Annotated in this window: 17 protein-coding genes, 4 tRNA genes and 1 pseudogene; 15 read left to right on the top strand and 7 right to left on the bottom strand. The window is 60.1% G+C overall.

The window, feature by feature from the left end:
- The first annotated feature begins 93 nt into the window (after positions 1-93).
- Positions 94-792, top strand: coding sequence for an orotidine-5'-phosphate decarboxylase (gene pyrF / locus HCF10_RS18995; protein WP_131699443.1), 699 nt, complete (start codon positions 94-96; stop codon positions 790-792).
- Between the two features lie 47 nt (positions 793-839).
- On the opposite strand, the gene HCF10_RS18990 is transcribed toward pyrF, so the two are convergent.
- Positions 840-1847: an NADP-dependent oxidoreductase gene (locus HCF10_RS18990; protein ID WP_131699442.1), complete on the bottom strand. Its 1008-nt coding sequence runs from the start codon at positions 1845-1847 to the stop codon at positions 840-842.
- A 228-nt stretch (positions 1848-2075) separates the two neighbouring features.
- Between HCF10_RS18990 and HCF10_RS18985 the strand changes: the two genes are divergently transcribed.
- From HCF10_RS18985 to HCF10_RS32070, 4 genes and pseudogenes are all read left to right on the top strand, one after another.
- Positions 2076-2837 (top strand): SDR family oxidoreductase, encoded by a 762-nt coding sequence (locus HCF10_RS18985; RefSeq protein WP_167656177.1) that lies wholly within the window; start codon positions 2076-2078, stop codon positions 2835-2837.
- Between the two features lie 203 nt (positions 2838-3040).
- Complete coding sequence (locus HCF10_RS18980; protein ID WP_167656176.1) at positions 3041-4453, top strand: aminotransferase-like domain-containing protein; 1413 nt, start codon at positions 3041-3043, stop codon at positions 4451-4453.
- Positions 4454-4568: 115 nt separating this feature from the next.
- Positions 4569-5675, top strand: a pseudogene (locus tag HCF10_RS32075) (HAMP domain-containing protein); the annotation flags it as partial.
- Positions 5655-6536, top strand: coding sequence for a methyl-accepting chemotaxis protein (locus HCF10_RS32070; protein WP_409438498.1), 882 nt, complete (start codon positions 5655-5657; stop codon positions 6534-6536). The pseudogene HCF10_RS32075 and the gene HCF10_RS32070, both read left to right, overlap by 21 nt.
- 36 nt (positions 6537-6572) lie before the next feature.
- On the opposite strand, the gene HCF10_RS18970 is transcribed toward HCF10_RS32070, so the two are convergent.
- Both HCF10_RS18970 and HCF10_RS18965 read right to left on the bottom strand, forming a co-directional pair.
- A complete protein-coding gene (locus tag HCF10_RS18970) occupies positions 6573-7385 on the bottom strand; it encodes an alpha/beta fold hydrolase (RefSeq protein WP_145337990.1) in 813 nt (270 codons plus the stop codon).
- A 126-nt stretch (positions 7386-7511) separates the two neighbouring features.
- Positions 7512-8282, bottom strand: a complete 771-nt coding sequence (locus tag HCF10_RS18965; protein ID WP_167656174.1) for a hypothetical protein — start codon at positions 8280-8282, stop codon at positions 7512-7514.
- Positions 8283-8649: 367 nt separating this feature from the next.
- Here HCF10_RS18965 and HCF10_RS18960 point away from each other — a divergent pair.
- The 5 genes from HCF10_RS18960 (at position 8650) to HCF10_RS18940 (ending at position 9946) form a co-directional block, all read left to right on the top strand.
- Positions 8650-8725, top strand: a tRNA-Glu gene (locus HCF10_RS18960).
- 3 nt (positions 8726-8728) lie between these two features.
- Positions 8729-8804: transfer RNA gene (locus tag HCF10_RS18955), tRNA-Gly, on the top strand.
- A 105-nt stretch (positions 8805-8909) separates the two neighbouring features.
- Positions 8910-8985 (top strand) — tRNA-Glu (locus HCF10_RS18950).
- A gap of 3 nt (positions 8986-8988) precedes the next feature.
- Positions 8989-9064: transfer RNA gene (locus tag HCF10_RS18945), tRNA-Gly, on the top strand.
- Positions 9065-9208: 144 nt separating this feature from the next.
- On the top strand, positions 9209-9946 hold the full coding sequence (locus HCF10_RS18940) for a hypothetical protein (RefSeq protein WP_131699155.1): 738 nt from the start codon (positions 9209-9211) through the stop codon (positions 9944-9946).
- Positions 9947-10010: 64 nt separating this feature from the next.
- Here HCF10_RS18940 and HCF10_RS18935 read toward each other — a convergent pair whose 3' ends face one another.
- Complete coding sequence (locus HCF10_RS18935; protein WP_167656173.1) at positions 10011-11750, bottom strand: dipeptidase; 1740 nt, start codon at positions 11748-11750, stop codon at positions 10011-10013.
- Between the two features lie 147 nt (positions 11751-11897).
- A complete protein-coding gene (locus HCF10_RS18930; RefSeq protein ID WP_167656172.1) occupies positions 11898-12524 on the bottom strand; it encodes an alanyl-tRNA editing protein in 627 nt (208 codons plus the stop codon).
- Between the two features lie 89 nt (positions 12525-12613).
- On the opposite strand from HCF10_RS18930, the gene HCF10_RS18925 reads away from it, so the two are divergent.
- A complete protein-coding gene (locus tag HCF10_RS18925) occupies positions 12614-13546 on the top strand; it encodes a LysR family transcriptional regulator (RefSeq protein WP_145337986.1) in 933 nt (310 codons plus the stop codon).
- A 69-nt stretch (positions 13547-13615) separates the two neighbouring features.
- Here the strand turns inward: HCF10_RS18925 and HCF10_RS18920 are convergent, their stop codons facing one another.
- Together HCF10_RS18920 and HCF10_RS18915 are read right to left on the bottom strand one after the other, a co-directional pair.
- Positions 13616-14023, bottom strand: a complete 408-nt coding sequence (locus HCF10_RS18920) for a PA2817 family protein (RefSeq protein WP_053128652.1) — start codon at positions 14021-14023, stop codon at positions 13616-13618.
- 75 nt (positions 14024-14098) lie between these two features.
- Complete coding sequence (locus HCF10_RS18915; protein ID WP_131699159.1) at positions 14099-16546, bottom strand: acyl-CoA dehydrogenase; 2448 nt, start codon at positions 16544-16546, stop codon at positions 14099-14101.
- Positions 16547-16737: 191 nt separating this feature from the next.
- Between HCF10_RS18915 and HCF10_RS18910 the strand changes: the two genes are divergently transcribed.
- The 4 genes from HCF10_RS18910 (at position 16738) to HCF10_RS18895 (ending at position 19914) form a co-directional block, all read left to right on the top strand.
- Positions 16738-17397: a transglutaminase-like domain-containing protein gene (locus HCF10_RS18910; protein ID WP_167656171.1), complete on the top strand. Its 660-nt coding sequence runs from the start codon at positions 16738-16740 to the stop codon at positions 17395-17397.
- A 56-nt stretch (positions 17398-17453) separates the two neighbouring features.
- The gene (locus tag HCF10_RS18905; protein ID WP_167656170.1) at positions 17454-18071 is read left to right on the top strand and encodes a glutathione S-transferase family protein; all 618 of its coding nucleotides are present in this window, start codon (positions 17454-17456) and stop codon (positions 18069-18071) included.
- Positions 18072-18205: 134 nt separating this feature from the next.
- Complete coding sequence (locus HCF10_RS18900) at positions 18206-19138, top strand: ABC transporter ATP-binding protein (protein ID WP_131699162.1); 933 nt, start codon at positions 18206-18208, stop codon at positions 19136-19138.
- Positions 19135-19914 (top strand): ABC transporter permease, encoded by a 780-nt coding sequence (locus tag HCF10_RS18895; RefSeq protein ID WP_012723134.1) that lies wholly within the window; start codon positions 19135-19137, stop codon positions 19912-19914. Before HCF10_RS18900 ends, HCF10_RS18895 begins: the two co-directional genes overlap by 4 nt.
- The last annotated feature ends 81 nt before the right edge of the window (positions 19915-19995 follow it).

Below are 19995 nucleotides of genomic sequence, written 5' to 3'. Positions count from 1 at the left end.
GGTCGGTCAGTATTTACCGATCATCGGATCCCGCAACGGCGCTGCTTGCGCTACAATCCGCGCCGATTTCGACTTGCCTGAGAGCCCATTCCAATGTCCGTCTGCCAGACTCCTATCATCGTCGCCCTGGATTACCCCACCCGTGACGCCGCACTGAAGCTGGCTGACCAGTTGGACCCCAAGCTTTGCCGGGTCAAGGTCGGCAAGGAACTGTTCACCAGCTGTGCCGCTGAAATTGTCGGCACCCTGCGTGACAAAGGCTTCGAGGTGTTCCTCGACCTGAAATTCCACGACATCCCCAACACCACCGCCATGGCGGTCAAGGCTGCGGCCGAGATGGGCGTGTGGATGGTCAACGTGCACTGCTCCGGCGGCCTGCGCATGATGACCGCCTGCCGCGAAGTGCTGGAACAGCGCAGCGGCCCCAAGCCCTTGCTGATCGGCGTGACCGTGCTGACCAGCATGGAGCGCGAAGACCTGGCGGGCGTGGGCCTGGACATCGAGCCTCAGGAACAGGTGCTGCGCCTGGCAGCCCTGGCGCAGAAAGCCGGCCTTGATGGCCTGGTGTGCTCGGCGCTGGAAGCACAGGCCTTGAAGACCGCCCATCCGTCGTTGCAATTGGTCACTCCGGGGATTCGCCCGGCGGGCAGCGCCCAGGACGACCAGCGCCGCATCCTGACCCCGCGCCAGGCACTGGACGCGGGCTCCGACTACCTGGTGATCGGCCGTCCGATCAGCCAGGCGGCGGATCCGGCCAAGGCGTTGGCAGCGGTAGTCGCCGAGATCGCCTGATCGATGCTCGTTCCCACGCGTGTGGGAACGAGCGGATCTGCCGTGTATCAGCTGACCTTGAGCACCAATTTCCCAAAGTTCTCGCCGTTGAACAGCTTCATCAGTGTCTCCGGGAACGTCTCCAGCCCCTCGACAATATCCTCCTTGCTCTTGAGCTTGCCCTGGGCCATCCAGCCGGCCATTTCCTGCCCGGCGGCGGCAAAGTTCGCCGCGTGATCCATCACCACAAAGCCTTCCATCCTTGCGCGGTTGACCAGCAGTGACAGGTAGTTGGCCGGACCTTTCACCGCTTCCTTGTTGTTGTACTGGCTGATGGCCCCGCAAATCACCACGCGGGCTTTCAACGCCAGCCGGCTGAGCACCGCGTCAAGAATGTCGCCGCCGACGTTATCGAAATACACATCCACGCCTTTAGGGCACTCGCGCTTGAGGGCGGCGGGCACGTCTTCGTTCTTGTAGTCGATGGCGGCGTCGAAGCCCAGTTCATCCACCAGGAACTTGCACTTGTCGGCACCGCCGGCAATGCCGACCACGCGGCAGCCTTTGAGCTTGGCGATCTGCCCGGCAATGCTGCCCACGGCACCGGCCGCGCCGGAGATCACCACGGTTTCACCGGCCTTGGGCGCGCCGGTGTCCAGCAGCGCGAAGTAGGCGGTCATGCCGGTCATGCCCAGTGCAGAAAGGTAGCGGGGCAGGGGTGCCAGCTTGGGGTCGACCTTGTAGAAGCCGCGCGGTTCGCCCAGGAAGTAATCCTGCACGCCCAGGGCGCCATTCACGTAGTCCCCGACTGCGAATTTCGGGTTGTTCGAGGCAATCACCTTGCCCACACCCAGTGCGCGCATTACCTCGCCGAGGCCTACTGGCGGAATGTAGGATTTGCCTTCATTCATCCAGCCACGCATGGCCGGGTCGAGGGACAGGTATTCGTTGTGCACCAGCACCTGCCCGTCCTCGGGCGTGCCCACCGGCACTACCTGGTAAGTGAAGGTTTCCCGCGTGGCCGCGCCGACCGGGCGTTTGGCGAGCAGGAATTGGCGGTTGGTCTGGGCGGTCATGGCAAGGACTCTTTAGAAGTGAAGCATGATTGATAGACCTTGAACGGCCCCGGGGCAAGGTTAGCCGAGGGCGCGAATGCTCATCGATAGGTGCCATTGATAGCGAACCCGGTTGCCTTATCACTATGACTCATACGGCGCTAACCGGCCTTCTGATAGTGCTGACGTGTCCGTCTCGGCGGTGGCTAGACTCGCGCCACAGCCATTAATCCCAATAGGACATCTTCCATGAGCATGACGTTTTCCGGTCAGGTCGCCCTGGTGACCGGCGCAGCCGCCGGTATTGGTCGCGCCACTGCGCTGGCGTTCGCCGCCGAAGGTTTGAAGGTCGTGGTCGCCGATCTCGACGTCGCAGGCGGTGAGGGTACGGTCGGGCTGATCCACCAGGCCGGTGGCGAGGCGCTGTTCGTGCGCTGTAACGTCACCCAGGAGGCGGAGGTGCAGCAGTTGATGGCAAAGACCATCAGTGCCTATGGTCGCCTGGACTATGCCTTCAATAACGCTGGCATCGAGATCGAGAAGGGCAAGCTGGCGGACGGCAGCCTGGATGAGTTCGACGCGATCATGGGCGTCAACGTCAAGGGGGTGTGGTTGTGCATGAAGTACCAGTTGCTGCTGCTGCTGGCCCAGGGCGGTGGGGCCATCGTCAACACCGCGTCGGTGGCGGGGTTGGGCGCGGCGCCGAAGATGAGTATCTATGCGGCCTCCAAGCACGCGGTGATCGGCCTGACCAAGTCCGCAGCCATCGAGTACGCGAAGAAGAAAATCCGCGTCAATGCCGTCTGCCCGGCGGTGATCGATACCGATATGTTCCGGCGCGCCTATGAAGCCGACCCCCGCAAGGCGGAATTCGCCGCCGCCATGCACCCGGTCGGGCGTATCGGCAAGGTGGAGGAAATCGCCAGCGCAGTGCTGTACCTGTGCAGCGATGCAGCGGCGTTCACCACCGGCCACGCCTTGGCCGTGGACGGTGGCGCGACGGCTATCTAGGACCTTTGGCCGCCCCCTTGTTCGAAAACGTCTGGGGGGGGCGTGGGGCTTTTCCAAAGCTGGCAAAACGCCGTGACCGAATATGTGTCATTAGGTAAATAAGTCAATAAAATCAATACTTTAATAAAATTATGCAGCCGGTAATTCGCTGCTTCTGTGCTTAACTCTCCGGGTTGATAACAGACAGTTGAAGTGAGTGGCTCATGGATTTAGGGATCGATCGACAAGCCCTTGTACCGGTCGTGCAGCAAATCGTCAGTGCAGTGGCGCAATGGATTCGCAAGGACGGGGTGAGCCCCGGAACGCGCTTGCCGTCCGTCCGCCAGTTGGCCCTGGATAATCTGCTCAGCCAATCCAGCGTGATCGAAGCATTCGAAAGGATGGTCGCCCAAGGGGTGCTGGCGCCCCGGCAGGGCTCGGGATTTGTGGTGGCCCAGCCGGCGGTCTGCCACGAAGGTAATTGGTATGAGGGGGCGGAGCGCGAGTGGGGCGCCTTTGCCGACAATCCGTTGGGAGAGTTGAAACTGGGCTGCGGCTGGTTGCCCGATGCCTGGCGCGAAAGCGATGACATCAGTTACGCGATTCGTGAAGTCACCCGCACCGACATCGCCGGCCTGTTCAACTACAGCACCTCTCTGGGGTTGCCCGCGCTGCGCGAGCAACTGCTCAAGCGCCTGACTCAGATTCACATCGCCACCAGCCTGGACCGTATTCTTACCACCGCAGGTGCCAGCCATGCCCTGGACCTGCTGATACGTACACTACTCAAGGCCGGCGACAGCGTGGTGGTCGAAACCCCCGGGTATGCCAACCTCTATCGGCAACTGGCGTTCCAGGGCGTGCAACTGCTGGAAGTACCGCGTACCCGAGGCGGCCCCGACCTCCCGGCGCTTGAAGCGCTGCTACAGCGCCATCATCCCAAGTGCCTGTTCATCCACAGCCTTTATCACAATCCCACCGGCACCAGCCTGTGCCGGGTGGTGGCCGAGCGTTTGCTGGAACTGGCGCACCGCGAAAACTTCCTGATCATTGAGGAAGACGTCTACGGCGACCTGCAACATGCCGGTTGCACGCGGCTTTCGGCATTGCCCCATGATGATCGGGTGATCTACGTCGCGAGTTTTTCCAAGACCCTGAGCAGCGCCTTGCGTGTGGGCTACCTCTGCGCCAGTAGCGCAATCATCACGCAACTGGCCAGCCTCAAGACCTTGACCGGTTTCGGCACCTCCCGGTTTGCTGAAGCGGTGGTCGCCACGTTGCTGGCCAATGGTACGTATCGTAAGTGGGTGCAGCGCCTGCGCAAGCGGTTGAGTAGTGAAATGGCCGTGACCCTGCAAGTGCTGGAGGACGAAGAGTGGGAGGTGTTCGCCGTACCCACCGGCGGTATGTTCCTGTGGGCACGCCCGGGGACGGCGCAGCCTTCGCGGTTGCAGGCGTGCGCCCGGAAGTTGGGGGTGTTGTTGTCGCCTGGGGCGTTGTTCAGTCCAACCGGCAGTCACAGTGAGTGGCTACGCCTCAATGTCGCCTATGCTACTGATCAACGTGCCTTGGCGTTGTTCCGTGCGATGGGGCCCGCCAGATCGACCTCGACCATTCTGAAAACGACGAGCGTGTAGCTTTTTGCCATTATTGTGGCGCCAGTGCCTTGTGCTCGGTGCCTTTTGGTTGCGAATCTCGTCGCTTGTCCATCGGACTTGATGGCGTTCGCCATTGCAAGAGGATTCAAGTGCAATGATTTCAGGCGTGCAACAACGTTTCGCCAACCTCGGTATGGCGAAAAAACTGGGTTTGGGCTTTACCCTGGTGCTGCTGCTGACGGCGTTGGTCGCAGCTATCGGCGTGTGGTCCCTGCAAACCGTTGGCCATCGTTTTGAAGGCCTCAAGGCCATGTCGTCGCTCAACAGCGGCTTGCTCAAGGTGCGCCTGATCGAACAGGACTACGCGCTGCACGCCGACCCCAAGGCTGTCGACGCCCTGCATGAAAATCTCGATGCCCTGGCGGTCCAGGTGGCCAGTCTCAAGGCCCGGTCTGCGGCGAATGTTTCGGTGATGGCCGAGGTCGAGCAGGCCCTTGCCGCTTACCGTAAGGCGTTCGATGAATTTGTCGAGCTGACACAGACCAAGGATCTGGCGCTGGAGATGGCCAGTTGGTCGGTGTCCAGCGTGGCGAATAACCTGGATGTATTGCAGTCCGGGCTGTCGGACGACGGGGCCTATGGTCTCAAGGAAAGCCAAGGTAAGGAGGGGGCCGAGTTTATCGAGCAGGCAGGCCAGATCAGTCAGGTTTCACGTTTGATGTTGCAGGCCATGAACGAAGCTCATGTGCGCCTGGACCAGAGCCGCAGGGTGGATGCAGACGACGCCGAGCAAGGCAAGATCGAGCAGGCCGACCAGGCCCTGGCCCAGGTCGAGCAACTGAAAACTTCAGTCAAGGACCCTGGTTATCAGACGGTGCTCAACGAAGTTTCCGGGCATATCGCCGCGTTCAGCGAGAAACTGGGGGAATACACCGGCCTGCTGGCCCAGGAAAAAGTCGTCTACAAACAACTGCATGATCGTGCTGACCAGGTCGTCAGCCGGGTCAACCAGGCCTATGACGCTGAAGACCTGTCGATGCAGGCGCAACTGAAGAAAAGCGCGATGCTGATCGTCGGCTCGTCGGCCCTGGCCTTGCTGGTGGGCCTGATTGCAGCCTGGGTGATTACCCGCTTGATCGTTGCACCGCTGCGCAGTGTGATCGCGGTGGCCCAACAGATTGCCGCCGGTGATTTGAGCGGACGCATGGAGGTCAGCCGTCGTGATGAAATCGGCCAGTTGATGCAGGCGATGCAACAGATGGGCAGCGGCCTCAGCCAGATGGTCAGCGGCCTGCAGGCCGGTATCGAACAATTGGCCAGCTCGGCGCATTCGTTGTCCAGCGTGACCGAGCAGACCAACGTCGAGGTCAGCAGCCAGAAGGAAGAAACCGAGCAGGTTGCTACCGCGATGAATCAGATGACCGCCACCGTGCACGATGTGGCGCGCAACGCCGAACAGGCCGCGCAAGCCGCGCAGACGGCGGATGAGAAGGTCGATAGCGGCCAGTTGGTGGTGCGCCAGAGTTTGCAGCGCATTGAGTTGCTGGCCACGTCCAGTACCCGTGCGAGCACCAGCATCGAGAGCCTCAGTGCCGAAATCCAGAATATCGGCGCCGTGCTGAGTGTGATCAAAAGCGTTGCCGAACAGACCAACCTGCTGGCCCTGAATGCGGCCATCGAGGCCGCGCGCGCAGGCGAACAGGGCCGGGGTTTTGCGGTGGTGGCCGATGAAGTACGGGCACTGGCCAAGCGCACCCAGCAATCGACCGAAGAAATCGAGCGGCTGGTCAGTACCCTGCGCAGCGCTGCGCAATCATCGGTGCAGCAGATCCAGCAAAGTGGCGAGCTGGTCAAGCTGGCGGTCAGCGATGCGCTGGAAACCGAGAGTGCCCTGGGCAGCATTGCGGTAGCGGTGTCGTTGATCCAGCAGATGAACCAGCAGATTGCCGCTGCGGCTGAGGAGCAGAGCTCGGTGGCCGAAGAGATCAACCGTAGCGTCACCAGTATTCGTGCGAGTGCCGATCAATCGGCGTTGAGCATGCAGGGCAATGCGGCGTCGAGCATCCAACTGGCGCAGTTGGGGGCGGAACTCAAAGGGATGGTAGGGCACTTCCGTCTTTGATCGCCGCCCGGAGGCGGCGATCAAAAGGGAGGGCGATCAGGCGTGGTTGGCGAGGAAGGTCAGCAGCGCTTCGTTGACGAAATCCGGGTTCTCCCGGCTGGAGATATGCCCGGCGTCTGGAATCAGGATCAGGGCACAGCCAATCAGTTCGGCCATTTCCTCGGATTCGGCGGGTGGGCGAGGTTGGTCCTGTTCGCCACACATCACCAAGGTGGTGTCGGCGTCCAGGTGCGGTAGTTGTTCCAGCACATCTTCGCGGCTGAAGATCAATCGACCCAGGGGCACGATGCTGTTCAGCAGGCGTTCCCGGGGAAAGTCCAGCAGTGACTTGCGAAAATCCTGATAGAGCGCTGATTCGCGGTCGATGTCCGGGCGAAAGAAGATCGGCGCGATCACATCGAGCAACGGCTCAGGAATGGCGCCGGCGTCTTCAATCATCTTGAACAACGAGAAGTAATACTGGCGCGTGGCCTCTGGCTCGGCACCGAGGTAGGTGTCCATCAGCACCAGGCTGTTGATCCGCTCGGGGGCCTGCAACGCCAGGCGTGCGCCCCACATGCCACCCACCGACAGGCCTACCAGGTTGATCTGTGCGATCTCCAGGTGGTCAAGCAGGGCCAGGGCCTGGCGCGCGAGGTCGTCGAGGGAGTGGGTGGGTGCGGGGAGTTGGCCCGATTCGCCGTGGCCCCATAGTTCGGGCACGATCACCCGGTACTGTTGTGACAGGGCTTCGATCTGCGGAGCCCACATGTTGCGGTCCCACAGGTAGCTTGAGCCGAGCAGGACGACAGGACCGATGCCCTGGTCGACGTAATGCAGCGGTTGTCCATCAATGACGGCGATAGGCATAACGGGCCTCTGACTTCACGGAGTGAGGGGCACTTTTTTACGCTAGTCGGGGGCGTGGCGATAGATGCAAAGTGATGGCATGTTGTGGTGAGCGGGCAGCCCGCTCACCACAGGGGAGTGGGCAGATCAGTCGTAGATGACTTTCTTTTTCCACTCGGCGTCGGCGTCGACTTCTTTCATGCCTTGGGTCAATTCGTTGACTTCCTCTGCCGCCTGTTTGCTGTTAGCCAGCACGGTAGAGTTGGCGCGGGCCAGTTGGCCTTCCAGCAATTGCAGCTGTGCACTGTAGAGCACCGGTTCAGGCTGCTTGCGCAGGTACTGCACGCCACGCTCGAAGGCCAGGCGCGCCTGGCCAGGCTGACCCTGCTGCAAGGCGTGCTGGCCGAGGTTGTTGAAGAATTCGATGTGCAACAGCACCAGGATATGACGGATTTCCTTGATCCAGTGCTTGGCTTCGTTGGTCGGCAGGAAACCGTCCTGGGCGGCGCGGGTGACTTGGCCGTGCAGGGCTTCCAGCAGGAAGCGCACGTCCTTGGCCTTGGCTTCGGTCTGGATCGGCGCCGGCGGGTTGTTCACCGGAAGGGATTCGCCCTGGGCCACCAGCGTGTTCAGCTCAGCGATACGTGCCTTGATCGGTGCACTGGTCTTGTTGAGGTTCAACAGGCGCTGGTTGACGTTGAGCTCCAGGCGGGTCAGTAACAGCTTGAGCGCCGGGGTCATCAGTTGGCCAGGGAATGTCTCGGTGATCTCACCGCAACGGCGCAGGCGATCGTTAAGCTCGATCTCGGTGCGCTTCTTTTCCAGCTTGTTGTTTTCCACCACGTGGTTCATGTAGCCAATGGCGATCAGTATTACGATCCCGGCTATTACCAGCAGGGTGATCATGAGTGGTGTCACCGGTGTGACCTCTTTGATAGGGTTTACAGTAGAGTGTAGTGACTGGGCTTGTCGGCGGATAGGACTGATCGACCAGTTACCCAGGTAGTTTCTCCTATATAGCTATATAGGTAGCCGCTTCCTGCATAGATGCACATTGCCATCATTTGCTGGAGCAAACTATAGCGCCTTGTCGGGCGCCAGAATATAGGCGCCAAGGCCCGGGCGGTCAGAATGCCCGTGCAGGCCGGTAAACGCGGGCGAAGTCATTGATTTAAATAAATTTATCCTTGGGGGTTGACGACCTTTCAATCCATCCATAGAATGCGCGCCACTTACAGCGTAAAGCACACAGCGAAACGCGGTAGGGAGTGAATGTTGTACGTGTGTCCCCTTCGTCTAGTGGCCTAGGACACCGCCCTTTCACGGCGGTAACAGGGGTTCGAGTCCCCTAGGGGACGCCATATGCGGGAATAGCTCAGTTGGTAGAGCACGACCTTGCCAAGGTCGGGGTCGCGAGTTCGAGTCTCGTTTCCCGCTCCAATTTACAAGCAGTGTGGCTCTCGGGCGGCACTGAGTGAAACCAGGACCAAGTCTTCGGATGAGGCCTCTGGGCACTGAAATACACACCATGTGTTTCAGTAGCGTGTCCCCTTCGTCTAGTGGCCTAGGACACCGCCCTTTCACGGCGGTAACAGGGGTTCGAGTCCCCTAGGGGACGCCATTTGCGGGAATAGCTCAGTTGGTAGAGCACGACCTTGCCAAGGTCGGGGTCGCGAGTTCGAGTCTCGTTTCCCGCTCCATATTCAACAAAAACGCCGATCAGTGATGATCGGCGTTTTTGTTTGTGCGTTATTTGTTTATCTGTCTGAAACTGCCATCTTCCTGGCTCAGATCCTGGCGTCTTCGAGATATAGTCGGGCGTTTCAGTTCAAGGAGCGCCCGTGATGGCAGAAACCTCTCAATCGTCCGGTGAAACCAAGGTCGCCCCATTGGGGATCAGCGCCTTGGAAAAAGCATGGGATTTCCATTGGGCAATGCGCTTTGTCAGCGTTGTGCTGTTTCTCGATATCGCTTTGCTAATCCGTACCGGTACGCCCTTGGTGGAGTGGACGACCAGCAGCGATGCATTGCTCGCTGACTTGGGGTTCCTGACGGTCGCCGCGGCCTCTTTTGCGCTGGTGGTGTCTTTCGTTCTGCCGCTGTTGACGGAAATCGTTCGTGGGATCGGCACAAGGTTGCGAATGGCCTTTCCAAAGCTCTTGGGTGATGCCTACACACCTCCTTCAAGGGGGATCGGTTATGTGTGGGCCAACGACCTTCTGGATCTGGCACTGAAGGAAAACAGTGATTTCCTGCTTAGCTGGTATCAGCGGCATGTGCAGTTGCGAGAACAGCACCGGTTGATGATGAACAAAGTCGCGCACTTGGTGTTTGGTTGTTTGGTGCTGTCCGTCGTGGATTGGGCGGTGCCATATTTTGGATTCGGCACTGGTTCGCTGATTTTCTCGGCAATGCATGTACTGGGTGATACGGGGCTGTTTTTGGCCAGTATGGTCGTGGTAGCTGGCGGGGTAATGTTGGCGTCGGCATGGTTTGCCATCGAGTCTTCCCTGTATATCTACTACCCACCTCTGGACATGTTGCAGCGGGAACAGGAGCGCAAGCGATACCTGGGCGCATGAAGAACCTGAATAAAAAAGCCGATCATCACTGATCGGCGTTTTTTTGCGCACACTTCAATCGCTGTCAGAGTTTCGGCAACTGCCCGATACGCCCCATCATTTCGGTGACGATCTGCAGATCCAGCAAGAACTGATCGGCCGTCTTGAACTCATTGTCGGTGTGCCCGGTGTATTTCACTTCCGGCCGCGCCAGGCCGAATTGCACGCCATTGGGCAGTTCATGCACAGAGGTCGCGCCGGCCGAAGTGCCGAACTTATGCTCCATGCCCAGGTTTTCGCTGGCCACTGCCAACAAGGCCTTCACCCACTCACCTTCCGGGTTGCGGTACATCGGTTCGGCGATCGAGTAAGTGAAGTCCACATTGACCTTGGTTTGCTTGTCCCAGGCGCTCAACTTGTTGGAAATCTCGGCTTTCAGTTTCTCCGGCGATTTGCCCTTTGGTACACGCAGGTTCACCGCCAGCTTGAAGGCTTTGTCATCCAGGCCGACAAAGGTCAGCGAGGTGGTCAGCGGCCCCATGAAATCATCGGAGAAACCCACGCCCAATTTGCCGCCCAGATAATCCAGGCCCCAGTTATCCGAGGCATAACGGGCGGCGTCGGTGATGTGGTTATGCTTGAGGGCGATCTTGCCGTCGACAGTGTGGATCAGCTCCAGCATGCGCGACACCGGGTTGATACCGGATTGCGGTTCGGAGGAGTGCGCGGAAACCCCGGTCACCGTCAGCTTGACCTCTTTGCCGACCACCTTGGCTGCCACCTCGAAGTCACCGCCGTTGCGCTTGGCATACTCCGCGCCGGCTTTTTGCAGGCTGGCGGCCAGTTCGGCAGGCTTGTCGCTGATAAACGTGGCAACCGAGGCCGAGGGAATCTGGTTGGTGGCCATGCCGCCGGTCATCGAGATGATTTCGGCACCTTTGCCTTCGCCTTTGCGACGCGGGAAGGTGGCCATGACAGTGCCATAACCTTTTTCGGCAATCACCACCGGGTAGCCGCCATCCAGCGCCAAGTTGTACTGCGGCGTCGGGTTGCGTTCGAAGTAATAGGGTATCGCGTCGCCGGAAGTTTCTTCGGTGGTGTCCACCAGCAGCTTGAAATTGCGCGCCAGCGGCAGCTTCTCTTCCTTGATCACCTTCATGGCGTACATCGCCACCACGATGCCGTTTTTGTCATCCTCGGTGCCCCGGCCATACATGCGGTCGCCGATCAGCGTGACCTTGAACGGGTCGAGCCTGGTGCCGTCTTTCAACACCCAGTTCTCCGGCGTCACCGGCACCACGTCGGCGTGGGCGTGGATGCCCACCACTTCGTCGCCGCTGCCTTCCAGGGAAATCTCGTACACGCGGTTGTCGACGTTACGGAAGTTGAGGTTGAAGGTCTTGGCCAGGGCCTGGATCTTGTCAGCAATCCGGATGAATTCCGGGTTTTTGTACTGCGGTATGCCGTCCACGTTGAAGGTCGGGATTTCCACCAGTTCGCGCAAGGTATCGAGGGCGGCCTTGCCGTACTTCACTCGGGTGTAAATCCCCAGCAGGCGATGGATCTCGTTCTGCTGGTCGGCGGTCAGGGTTTTGTTATCGAGGAAGGCACTGATCGCCGGACCCACGTCGTCAGCCTTGCCCAAGTCGCCCTTGGCCAGGCTGCCGAGGAAACCACGGAAATCCGTAACCGACGTTTCGCTGAAACTCTGCAGAATCGCCGTGCTTTGCTCTGGGGTGATGTTGGCAAAGGCGGGCGTGGTCATCACCGAAAGACCGGCCGCGAACAGGGTGGCAGCCGCTAATTGCTTGAGTCGAAAGTGCATGGTCAGAGGCATTCCTTTGCAAAGGGAAATAGGGGATTCCTGATCGATATGTCAGAAATATTTCGACACACTACCACTGCCAAGGTGTGCCTGGGAGGCCACTGGGAGGCTTATCTAAAAACTCGATAGCACCCTCGACTCCGCGCTCTAGTCCAGGCTGTACCGCACCGACAACGCGCCCTTTTTCTCCGAAAGCGCCAAGATCGTCACGTGGCCCAGCTCGCCCAGCGTTTGCACATGGGTACCGCCGCAAGCGTAGGGCGGCAAATCACCGAAGCCCACTTCGCGGGTGCCGTCCTCCAAGGCCATGCGGCGCGGGTAGTCGGCGGCGATCCATTGGTTGATCCGCTGTTGAATGATCTCGGCGTCCATGGCTTGTGCGGTTTCGCCACGGATAAAAGTGATCTTGCCTTCGCCTGGCCAGTGATGGGCCTTGATCGGCATCCAGCCCAGGGTCTCGCCGGCGTTGCCGATCAAATGTCCGGCGGAATGCAGGCGGGTGTGCAGGGCGCGGCGTGGTTCGTCGACCCGTGCGGTGATGGGGCCCGGTTCCACAGGTTGGTTGACATAGTGCACCACGCGATCGGTTTCCTGGGTGACTCGCAGCACCTGGCTGTCGCCCAGCCAGCCGGTATCGAATGGCTGGCCACCGCCTTGGGGATGGAAAATCGTCGACCGCAAAACGACTGCAAACTGGCCCTCGCAGGGGGTGCAGCTCAGCACTTCAAGCTCGGCGGTCAGGTGGTCGTGGGTGAAAAACAGGCGCTCGGTCATTTTCTACATCCGCATCAGGGTTCTGCGGGCAGTATAAATAGTGCGTCGATAGGTGATAATCCGCTCAAATATCAATGGACCTGTGCGTCATGAGCATCAATCTTCCTTTGTCGCTGCTGGGTGAAATGGCGATTTTCGTCAAGGTAGTAGAAACCGGCAGCTTCTCCGGAGCGGCTCGGCAGTTGAGCGTTTCGCCGTCGGCGGTGAGCCGTAGCATCTCGCGCCTGGAAAAGGCCCTGGCTACCCGTTTGATGCAACGCACCACACGCAAATTGCGCCTGAGTGAAGCCGGTGAGGAGGTTTTCAAGCGCTGCCAGGAGATGGTCAGCGCGGCGCGCTCAGTGATGGAAATCAGCGGCCAGTTCACCCATGAGGCCGAAGGCCTGGTGCGGGTCAGTGTGCCGAAGGCGGTGGGGCGGTTTGTGGTGCACCCGCATATGCCGGAGTTTCTGCGGCGTTATCCCAAGGTGGATGTGCAATTGATCCTTGAGGACCGGCATGTGGACATGATCGACGACAATGTCGACCTCAGCATCCGTATCACCGACAGCCCGCCGCCGGGCCTGGTGGGGCGGCAGTTATTGCCAATTGAGCATTTACTCTGTGCCACGCCGCAGTATCTAGCCGAGCATGGTGCGCCGGAGCATCCCCACGATTTGCTGGCGCACAGTTGCATCTATCTCGGTGAAACCCCGGGGGATTCGCGCTGGAAATTCCGCCAGGGCGGCAAGGCGGTGACGGTCGGCGTGCGTGGACGTTATGCGGCGAATCACACCGGCGTACGGCTGGATGCGGTGTTACAGCACGTGGGAATTGGCAGCTTGCCGTATTTCACCGCGCGGCATGCGTTGGAGGAGGGGCGGTTGGTACAGGTGTTGCCCGCGTGGGATTTTATTGCGTCCTACCATGGCGAGGCGTGGTTGTTGCATTCGCCCACGCGCTACTTGCCGCCGAAGCTGCGGGTGTTTATCGATTATCTGGTGGAGTGCATGGCGAGGGAGCCGACATTGCGCCGTCGATAGGCGCGCCGTCGAAAATGTGGGAGGAGGGCTTGCTCCCTCCCGCATACAGTTGTGCAGTGTTTTGAGCAATCAGTGTTTGCTTTGGTCTTGCGGCATGGCCAGCAGTTGCTTTTCCTGGTTCCAGTCGAACGGTTCCTCGTTCTGTTCGGCTTCAAAGCGACGCTCTTCCAGGGCCTGGTACAGGTCCAGTTCTTCATCAGGCATGAAGTGCAGGCAATCGCCGCCGAAGAACCACAGCAGGTCGCGCGGGACGAGGTGGGCGATCTGCGGGTAGCGCAGGATGACCTGGCTCATCAGGTCCTGGCCCAGGTACTGGCTTTCGATCGGGTCGATTGGCAGCAGGGCGCGCAGTTCGTCGAAGCGCTCCAGGAACAGGGTGTGGCTTTCCTCGGGCACCTGTTCGGCTTCGCCGACGGCAACCAGGATGCTGCGCAGGTGGTCGAGCAAGACGAGATGATCGGCAACGACGTTGGACACGAGATAAGTCCTCTAAAGCAAAAACGGGCGCGAGAGTATATGCCTCTCGCGCCCGTTTTTATATGACCTCCGGACTCAGCGGACTTTACCTTCAGCGTGTACCAGCTCTTCCTTGCTGAAATCATCCACGTCGATCACCTTGCGCCGTGCCGCTTCAGCGTCACGCAAGGTTTGCGCTTCTGCAGGTTGCAGCACACCGGCATGCAGCGCGGCGTCGATGGCATGTTCGCCGGCAGTCGGTTTGACCTGGCCGCTTTTGAGCGCGGCGTGCAGTTTTTTCTGCAGCGGGTGGCTGGCACCCAGCAGGTCGTAGGCATGTTGCAGTGCGCCCACCGGATCTTCTGCCGCTTGCGGGCGGTAGCAGCCGGCAAGCAGTTCTTCCAGGGTCGGGTCGCCTTTGGCGCGACCAATCACCGCGGCCACTTCGGCATCCAGTGCATCGGACGGGCCGGTATGGCGGCGCCCGAACGGGAACACAATCACCCGCAGCAGGCAGCCCAGCACTTTATTCGGGAAGTTGGTCAGCAGTTCATCCAGCGCACGCTCGGACTCGCCGAGGCTTTCTTCCATGGCCCAGGCGAACAGCGGTTCCAGGTGATCCGGCGAATCCAGGTCGTGGTAACGCTTGAGTGCCGCCGATGCCAGGTACATATGGCTCAGCACGTCACCGAGGCGTGCCGACAGGCGTTCGCGGCGTTTCAACTCGCCACCCAGCAGCATCATGCTCAGGTCCGCCAGCAGCGCGAACGCGGCAGCCTGGCGGTTCAAGGCGCGGAAATAACCCTGGCTCAAACGGTTGCCCGGGGCTTTCTCGAAGTGCCCCACGCCGAGGTTCAGCACCAGGGTGCTGGCGGCATTGCTCACGGCAAAACCAATGTGTTGCATCAGCAGCCCGTCGAACTCCTTCAGTGCCTGATCGTGGTCTTCACGACCGGCCAGCGCCATTTCCTTGAGCACGAACGGATGGCAGCGGATGGCACCCTGGCCGAAGATCATCAGGTTGCGCGAGAGAATATTTGCGCCTTCCACGGTGATGAAGATCGGCGCGCCCTGCCAGCTGCGGCCCAGGTAGTTGTTCGGGCCCATGATGATGCCCTTGCCGCCATGCACGTCCATGGCGTGGCTGATGCACTCGCGGCCGCGTTCGGTCAGGTGGTACTTGAGGATCGCCGACAGCACCGAGGGTTTTTCACCGAGGTCCACGGCATTGGCGGTGAGCATGCGCGCGCTGTCCATCAGCCAGGCGTTGCCGCCGATGCGGGCCAGGGCTTCCTGGATACCTTCGAAAGCCGACAGCGGTACGTTGAACTGTTCGCGTACCTGGGCATATTGGCCGGTCACCAGGCTGGTGAACTTGGCCGCGCCGGTGCCCACGGCGGGCAGGGAGATCGAACGGCCTACCGACAGGCAGTTCATCAGCATCATCCAGCCTTTGCCGAGCATTTCCTGGCCGCCGATGAGGTACTCCAGGGGGATGAACACGTCCTTGCCGGAGTTCGGGCCGTTCATGAACGCGGCGCCGAGGGGCAGGTGGCGACGGCCGATTTCCACGCCGGGGGTGTCGGTAGGGATCAGCGCAAGGCTGATGCCCAGGTCTTCTTCTTCACCCAGCAGGTGGTCGGGGTCGTGGGCCTTGAAGGCCAGGCCCAGCAGGGTCGCGACCGGGCCAAGGGTGATGTAGCGTTTTTCCCAGTTCAGGCGCAGGCCGAGGGTTTCCTTGCCTTCCCATTCGCCTTTGCAGATCACGCCTGTGTCAGGCATGGCGCCGGCATCGGAGCCGGCCAGCGGGCCGGTGAGGGCGAAGCAGGGAATGTCATCGCCACGCGCCAGGCGCGGCAGGTAGTGGTTGCGTTGTTCGTCGGTGCCGTAGTGCAGCAGCAGCTCGGCCGGACCGAGGGAGTTAGGCACCATCACGGTGGAGGCCAGGTCGCCGCTGCGGGTAGCGAGTTTCATCGCGACCTGGGAGTGGGCATAAGCGGAGAAGCCTTTGCCGCCATATTCCTTGGGAATGATCAGGGCGAAGAAACCGTGGGTCTTGATGTGCTCCCACGCGGCAGGCGGCAAGTCCATGGCCTGGCCGATTTCCCAGTCGCTGACCATGGCGCAGAGTTCTTCGGTGGGGCCGTCGATAAATGCCTGTTCTTCTTCGGTCAGTTTGACCTTGGGATAGGCCAGCAACTTGTCCCAGTCGGGGCGACCGCTGAAGAGTTCGCCGTCCCACCACACGGTGCCGGCGTCGATCGCGTCGCGCTCGGTCTCGGACATCGGCGGCAAGACTTTCTGGAACCAGCTGAACAGCGGCTTGGTGAAGTATTGGCGGCGCAGGTCCGGCAACAGCAGGGGCGCGGCCACGACAGCGATCAACACCCAGAAAATCAGCAGCAGCCAACCCGGTGCGTGGCTCCAGGCACCCATCGCCAGCAGGTAAACGGCGACCACGCCCAGGGCGGGCAGGGGGGCGACGCGGCGATGTGCCAGGTAGGCAATGCCGACCACCAGAACCAGTATCCACAACAACAGCATATTCAATCCTCCGTGAAACCAGGGGCGAAACCACCAGGAAGCTTAGTCGGCATCCGAACAAGCGAGGTGATCAGGGTGTTACAAGTTGTACTGGGGACACCTGACATCAGGCGCCGACATTTGGCCGATTCGTCGTTATCTCTATGGCAGACCTGTCGTTAAACTCCAGGCTTCCCTCGGAGATCAAGCTCATGGATACGTACCTGAGTCCCAGCCGCTTCATCGATAGTGACCACCCTGCGGTGGTGGAGTTCGCCGAAAAACATCGTGGTCCCAGCGCGGACTTATGTGACCAGGCGGTCAGTCTCTATTACGCCGTGCGTGAGGCGATTCGCTACAACCCCTACACCTTCAGCCGTGACCCCGACACCCTGAGCGCCAGCTTTGCCCTGGCCGCCGGCGAAAGCTATTGCGTGCCCAAGGCCACCTTGCTCGCCGCCTGCGCCCGCCATTGCGGCATCCCGGCGCGCATCGGCCTGGCGGATGTGCGCAACCACCTGTCGACGCCGCGCCTGGTCGCGTTGCTCAAGAGTGATGTGTTCGCCATGCATGGATACACGGAGTTGTACCTGCGGGGCCGCTGGGTCAAAGCCACTCCGGCGTTCAACCTGCAGTTGTGCGAAATGTTCGACGTACCGCCGCTGGACTTCGATGGGATTAACGACAGCGTATTCCACGCGTTCAACCGTCAGGGGCAGCGCTCGATGGAATACGTGGTGGACCACGGGCAGTTCCCCGACGTGCCCGAGGATTTCTTCTTCGCCCACCTGGAGAAATGTTACCCCCACCTGTTTGCCGAACAGATGCCGACCCTGTTGGGCGACCTGCAGAGCGATTTAAGCCGCGCGTGAACCGGCGTATGCTGCTGCGTTCATCCAGCCATGTTCATCAATAAAAAGGCGCGGTCATGCTGAAAATCTGGGGTCGTAAAAATTCATCAAACGTCAGGAAAGCACTGTGGTGCGCCGAGGAACTCGGCCTGGACTATGAGGCAATTGATGCGGGCGGGGCTTTTGGTGTGGTCGATACGCCGCAATACCGGGCATTGAACCCGAATGGCCGGGTGCCGATGATCGAGGACGGCGACTTTGTGTTGTGGGAGTCCAACACCATCGTGCGCTACCTTTGCGCCAAGCACGCGTCGGCGTTTTACCCGAGCGACCTGCAAGTGCGTGCCAGCGCCGAGAAATGGATGGACTGGACCACCTCGACCCTCGCCGAGCCGTTCAAGGCTGTGTTCTGGGGCGTTGTGCGCACCCCGGAGGAAAAGCGGAACTGGGACAGCATCAACGCTGGGCGTCAGGCCTGTATCGATGCACTGAGCACCGTGGACAGCGCATTGGCCCACCAGCCTTACCTGTCGGGCGACACCTTCGGCATCGGTGATATTCCCCTGGGCTGCTTTATCTACGCCTGGTTCGAGATGCCTATCGAACGCCCTTCGATGCCCCATCTGGAGGCCTGGTACCAGCGCCTGCAACAACGCCCGGCCTACCGCAAAGCGGTCATGACCGCGTTGACTTAATACTGACTATTAATACAGGTGACTGTACTTGTGCGGCGCGGGCAAGCACCATGCCCGTCATGCGCCGCCGTTGAACTACGTGCGCTGCGCCCTCATCTACTCTTTCTATTCCCTTCTTTGGTGCGTATTCCGATATGAGTTCTGCTCTGTCCATCCGGCAGCTAACCAAAACCTACGGCAACGGTTTCCAGGCCCTGAGCGGTATCGATCTGGACGTTGCCGAAGGTGACTTCTTCGCCTTGCTCGGCCCCAACGGCGCTGGCAAATCCACCACCATCGGTATCCTCTCCACCTTGGTCAATAAGACCAGCGGCACGGTGAATATCTTCGGCCACGACCTGGACAAATCCCCGGCGGCGCTCAAGCGTTCCATCGGTGTGGTGCCCCAGGAATTCAACTTCAACCAGTTTGAAAAGACTTTCGACATCGTCGTGACCCAGGCCGGTTACTACGGCATCCCGGCGAAAATCGCCAAGGAGCGCGCCGAGCAGTACCTGACTCAGCTGGGCCTGTGGGACAAGCGCGACGTACCGTCCCGCTCGCTGTCCGGCGGCATGAAGCGTCGCCTGATGATTGCCCGGGCACTGGTGCATGAGCCGCGCCTGTTGATCCTCGATGAACCCACCGCTGGCGTGGACATCGAACTGCGTCGCTCGATGTGGACCTTCCTCACCGAGCTGAACGAGAAGGGCATCACCATCATCCTCACCACCCACTACCTGGAAGAGGCTGAGCAGTTGTGCCGCAATATCGGCATCATCGACCACGGCACCATCGTCGAGAACACCAGCATGCGTAACCTGCTGGGCCAGTTGCATGTGGAGACCTTCCTGCTTGACCTGAAGAACAACCTGTCGGCAGCGCCGCAACTGCTTGGCTACCCCAGCCGCCTGGTGGACAGCCACACTCTGGAGGTCCAGGTGGATAAAGCCATGGGCATCACTGCGTTGTTCACCCAGTTGGCGACCCAGAACATCGAAGTGCTGAGCCTGCGTAATAAAACCAATCGCCTTGAGGAGTTGTTCGTGTCCCTGGTGGAGAAAAATCTGACGAAGGTGGCGGTATGAGTTCTGAGCTGCAACCCAACCTCGTCGCGCTGCAGACCATCGTCTACCGCGAAGTGAAGCGCTTTACCCGGATCTGGCCGCAGACCCTGCTGCCGCCGGCGATCACCATGGTGTTGTACTTCGTGATCTTCGGTAACCTGATCGGCCGCCAGATCGGCGATATGGGTGGTTTCACCTATATGGAGTACATCGTGCCGGGCCTGATCATGATGTCAGTGATCACCAACTCCTACGGCAACGTGGTCTCCAGTTTCTTCGGCAGCAAGTTCCAGCGCTCCATCGAAGAGCTGATGGTCTCGCCGGTGTCGCCGCACACCATCCTGATCGGCTACACCTTGGGTGGCGTATTGCGCGGCTTGATGGTGGGCGTGATCGTGACGCTGCTGTCGCTGTTCTTCACCCACCTGCAGGTGCATCACCTCGGGGTCACCATTCTGGTGGTGGTGCTGACGGCGACGATCTTCTCGCTGTTGGGGTTTATCAACGCCGTGTTCGCACGCAACTTCGATGATATTTCGATCATCCCGACCTTCGTACTGACGCCGCTGACCTACCTGGGCGGGGTGTTCTACTCCATCACCTTGCTGCCGCCGTTCTGGCAGACCGTGTCGCTGGCCAACCCGGTGCTGCACATGGTCAACGCCTTCCGCTACGGCATCCTGGGCGTGTCGGATATCAAGATCAGCGTGGCGATCACCTTCATGCTGGTGGCGACGGTGGTGTTGTATATCGGTTGCGCGAAGCTGCTGGTGAGCGGGCGCGGGATGCGTACCTGATAAGCGCGGTAGAAAAATGTGGGAGGGGGCTTGCTCCCGATTGCGATGTGTCAGCTACAGATAAGCTGACTGACATACCGC

The organism is Pseudomonas sp. B14(2022), assembly GCF_012030485.1.
Lineage (GTDB): Bacteria > Pseudomonadota > Gammaproteobacteria > Pseudomonadales > Pseudomonadaceae > Aquipseudomonas.
This window is presented reverse-complemented; position numbering and strand designations above follow the sequence as displayed.

Coding starts and splice junctions, on each gene's coding strand:
- pyrF (WP_131699443.1), top strand. CDS start 94: ATGTCCGTCTGCCAGACTCCTATCATCGTCGCCCTGGATTACCCCACC.
- HCF10_RS18990 (WP_131699442.1), bottom strand. CDS start 1,847: ATGACCGCCCAGACCAACCGCCAATTCCTGCTCGCCAAACGCCCGGTC.
- HCF10_RS18985 (WP_167656177.1), top strand. CDS start 2,076: ATGAGCATGACGTTTTCCGGTCAGGTCGCCCTGGTGACCGGCGCAGCC.
- HCF10_RS18980 (WP_167656176.1), top strand. CDS start 3,041: ATGGATTTAGGGATCGATCGACAAGCCCTTGTACCGGTCGTGCAGCAA.
- HCF10_RS32070 (WP_409438498.1), top strand. CDS start 5,655: ATGCAGGCGATGCAACAGATGGGCAGCGGCCTCAGCCAGATGGTCAGC.
- HCF10_RS18970 (WP_145337990.1), bottom strand. CDS start 7,385: ATGCCTATCGCCGTCATTGATGGACAACCGCTGCATTACGTCGACCAG.
- HCF10_RS18940 (WP_131699155.1), top strand. CDS start 9,209: ATGGCAGAAACCTCTCAATCGTCCGGTGAAACCAAGGTCGCCCCATTG.
- HCF10_RS18935 (WP_167656173.1), bottom strand. CDS start 11,750: ATGCACTTTCGACTCAAGCAATTAGCGGCTGCCACCCTGTTCGCGGCC.
- HCF10_RS18930 (WP_167656172.1), bottom strand. CDS start 12,524: ATGACCGAGCGCCTGTTTTTCACCCACGACCACCTGACCGCCGAGCTT.
- HCF10_RS18925 (WP_145337986.1), top strand. CDS start 12,614: ATGAGCATCAATCTTCCTTTGTCGCTGCTGGGTGAAATGGCGATTTTC.
- HCF10_RS18915 (WP_131699159.1), bottom strand. CDS start 16,546: ATGCTGTTGTTGTGGATACTGGTTCTGGTGGTCGGCATTGCCTACCTG.
- HCF10_RS18910 (WP_167656171.1), top strand. CDS start 16,738: ATGGATACGTACCTGAGTCCCAGCCGCTTCATCGATAGTGACCACCCT.
- HCF10_RS18905 (WP_167656170.1), top strand. CDS start 17,454: ATGCTGAAAATCTGGGGTCGTAAAAATTCATCAAACGTCAGGAAAGCA.
- HCF10_RS18900 (WP_131699162.1), top strand. CDS start 18,206: ATGAGTTCTGCTCTGTCCATCCGGCAGCTAACCAAAACCTACGGCAAC.
- HCF10_RS18895 (WP_012723134.1), top strand. CDS start 19,135: ATGAGTTCTGAGCTGCAACCCAACCTCGTCGCGCTGCAGACCATCGTC.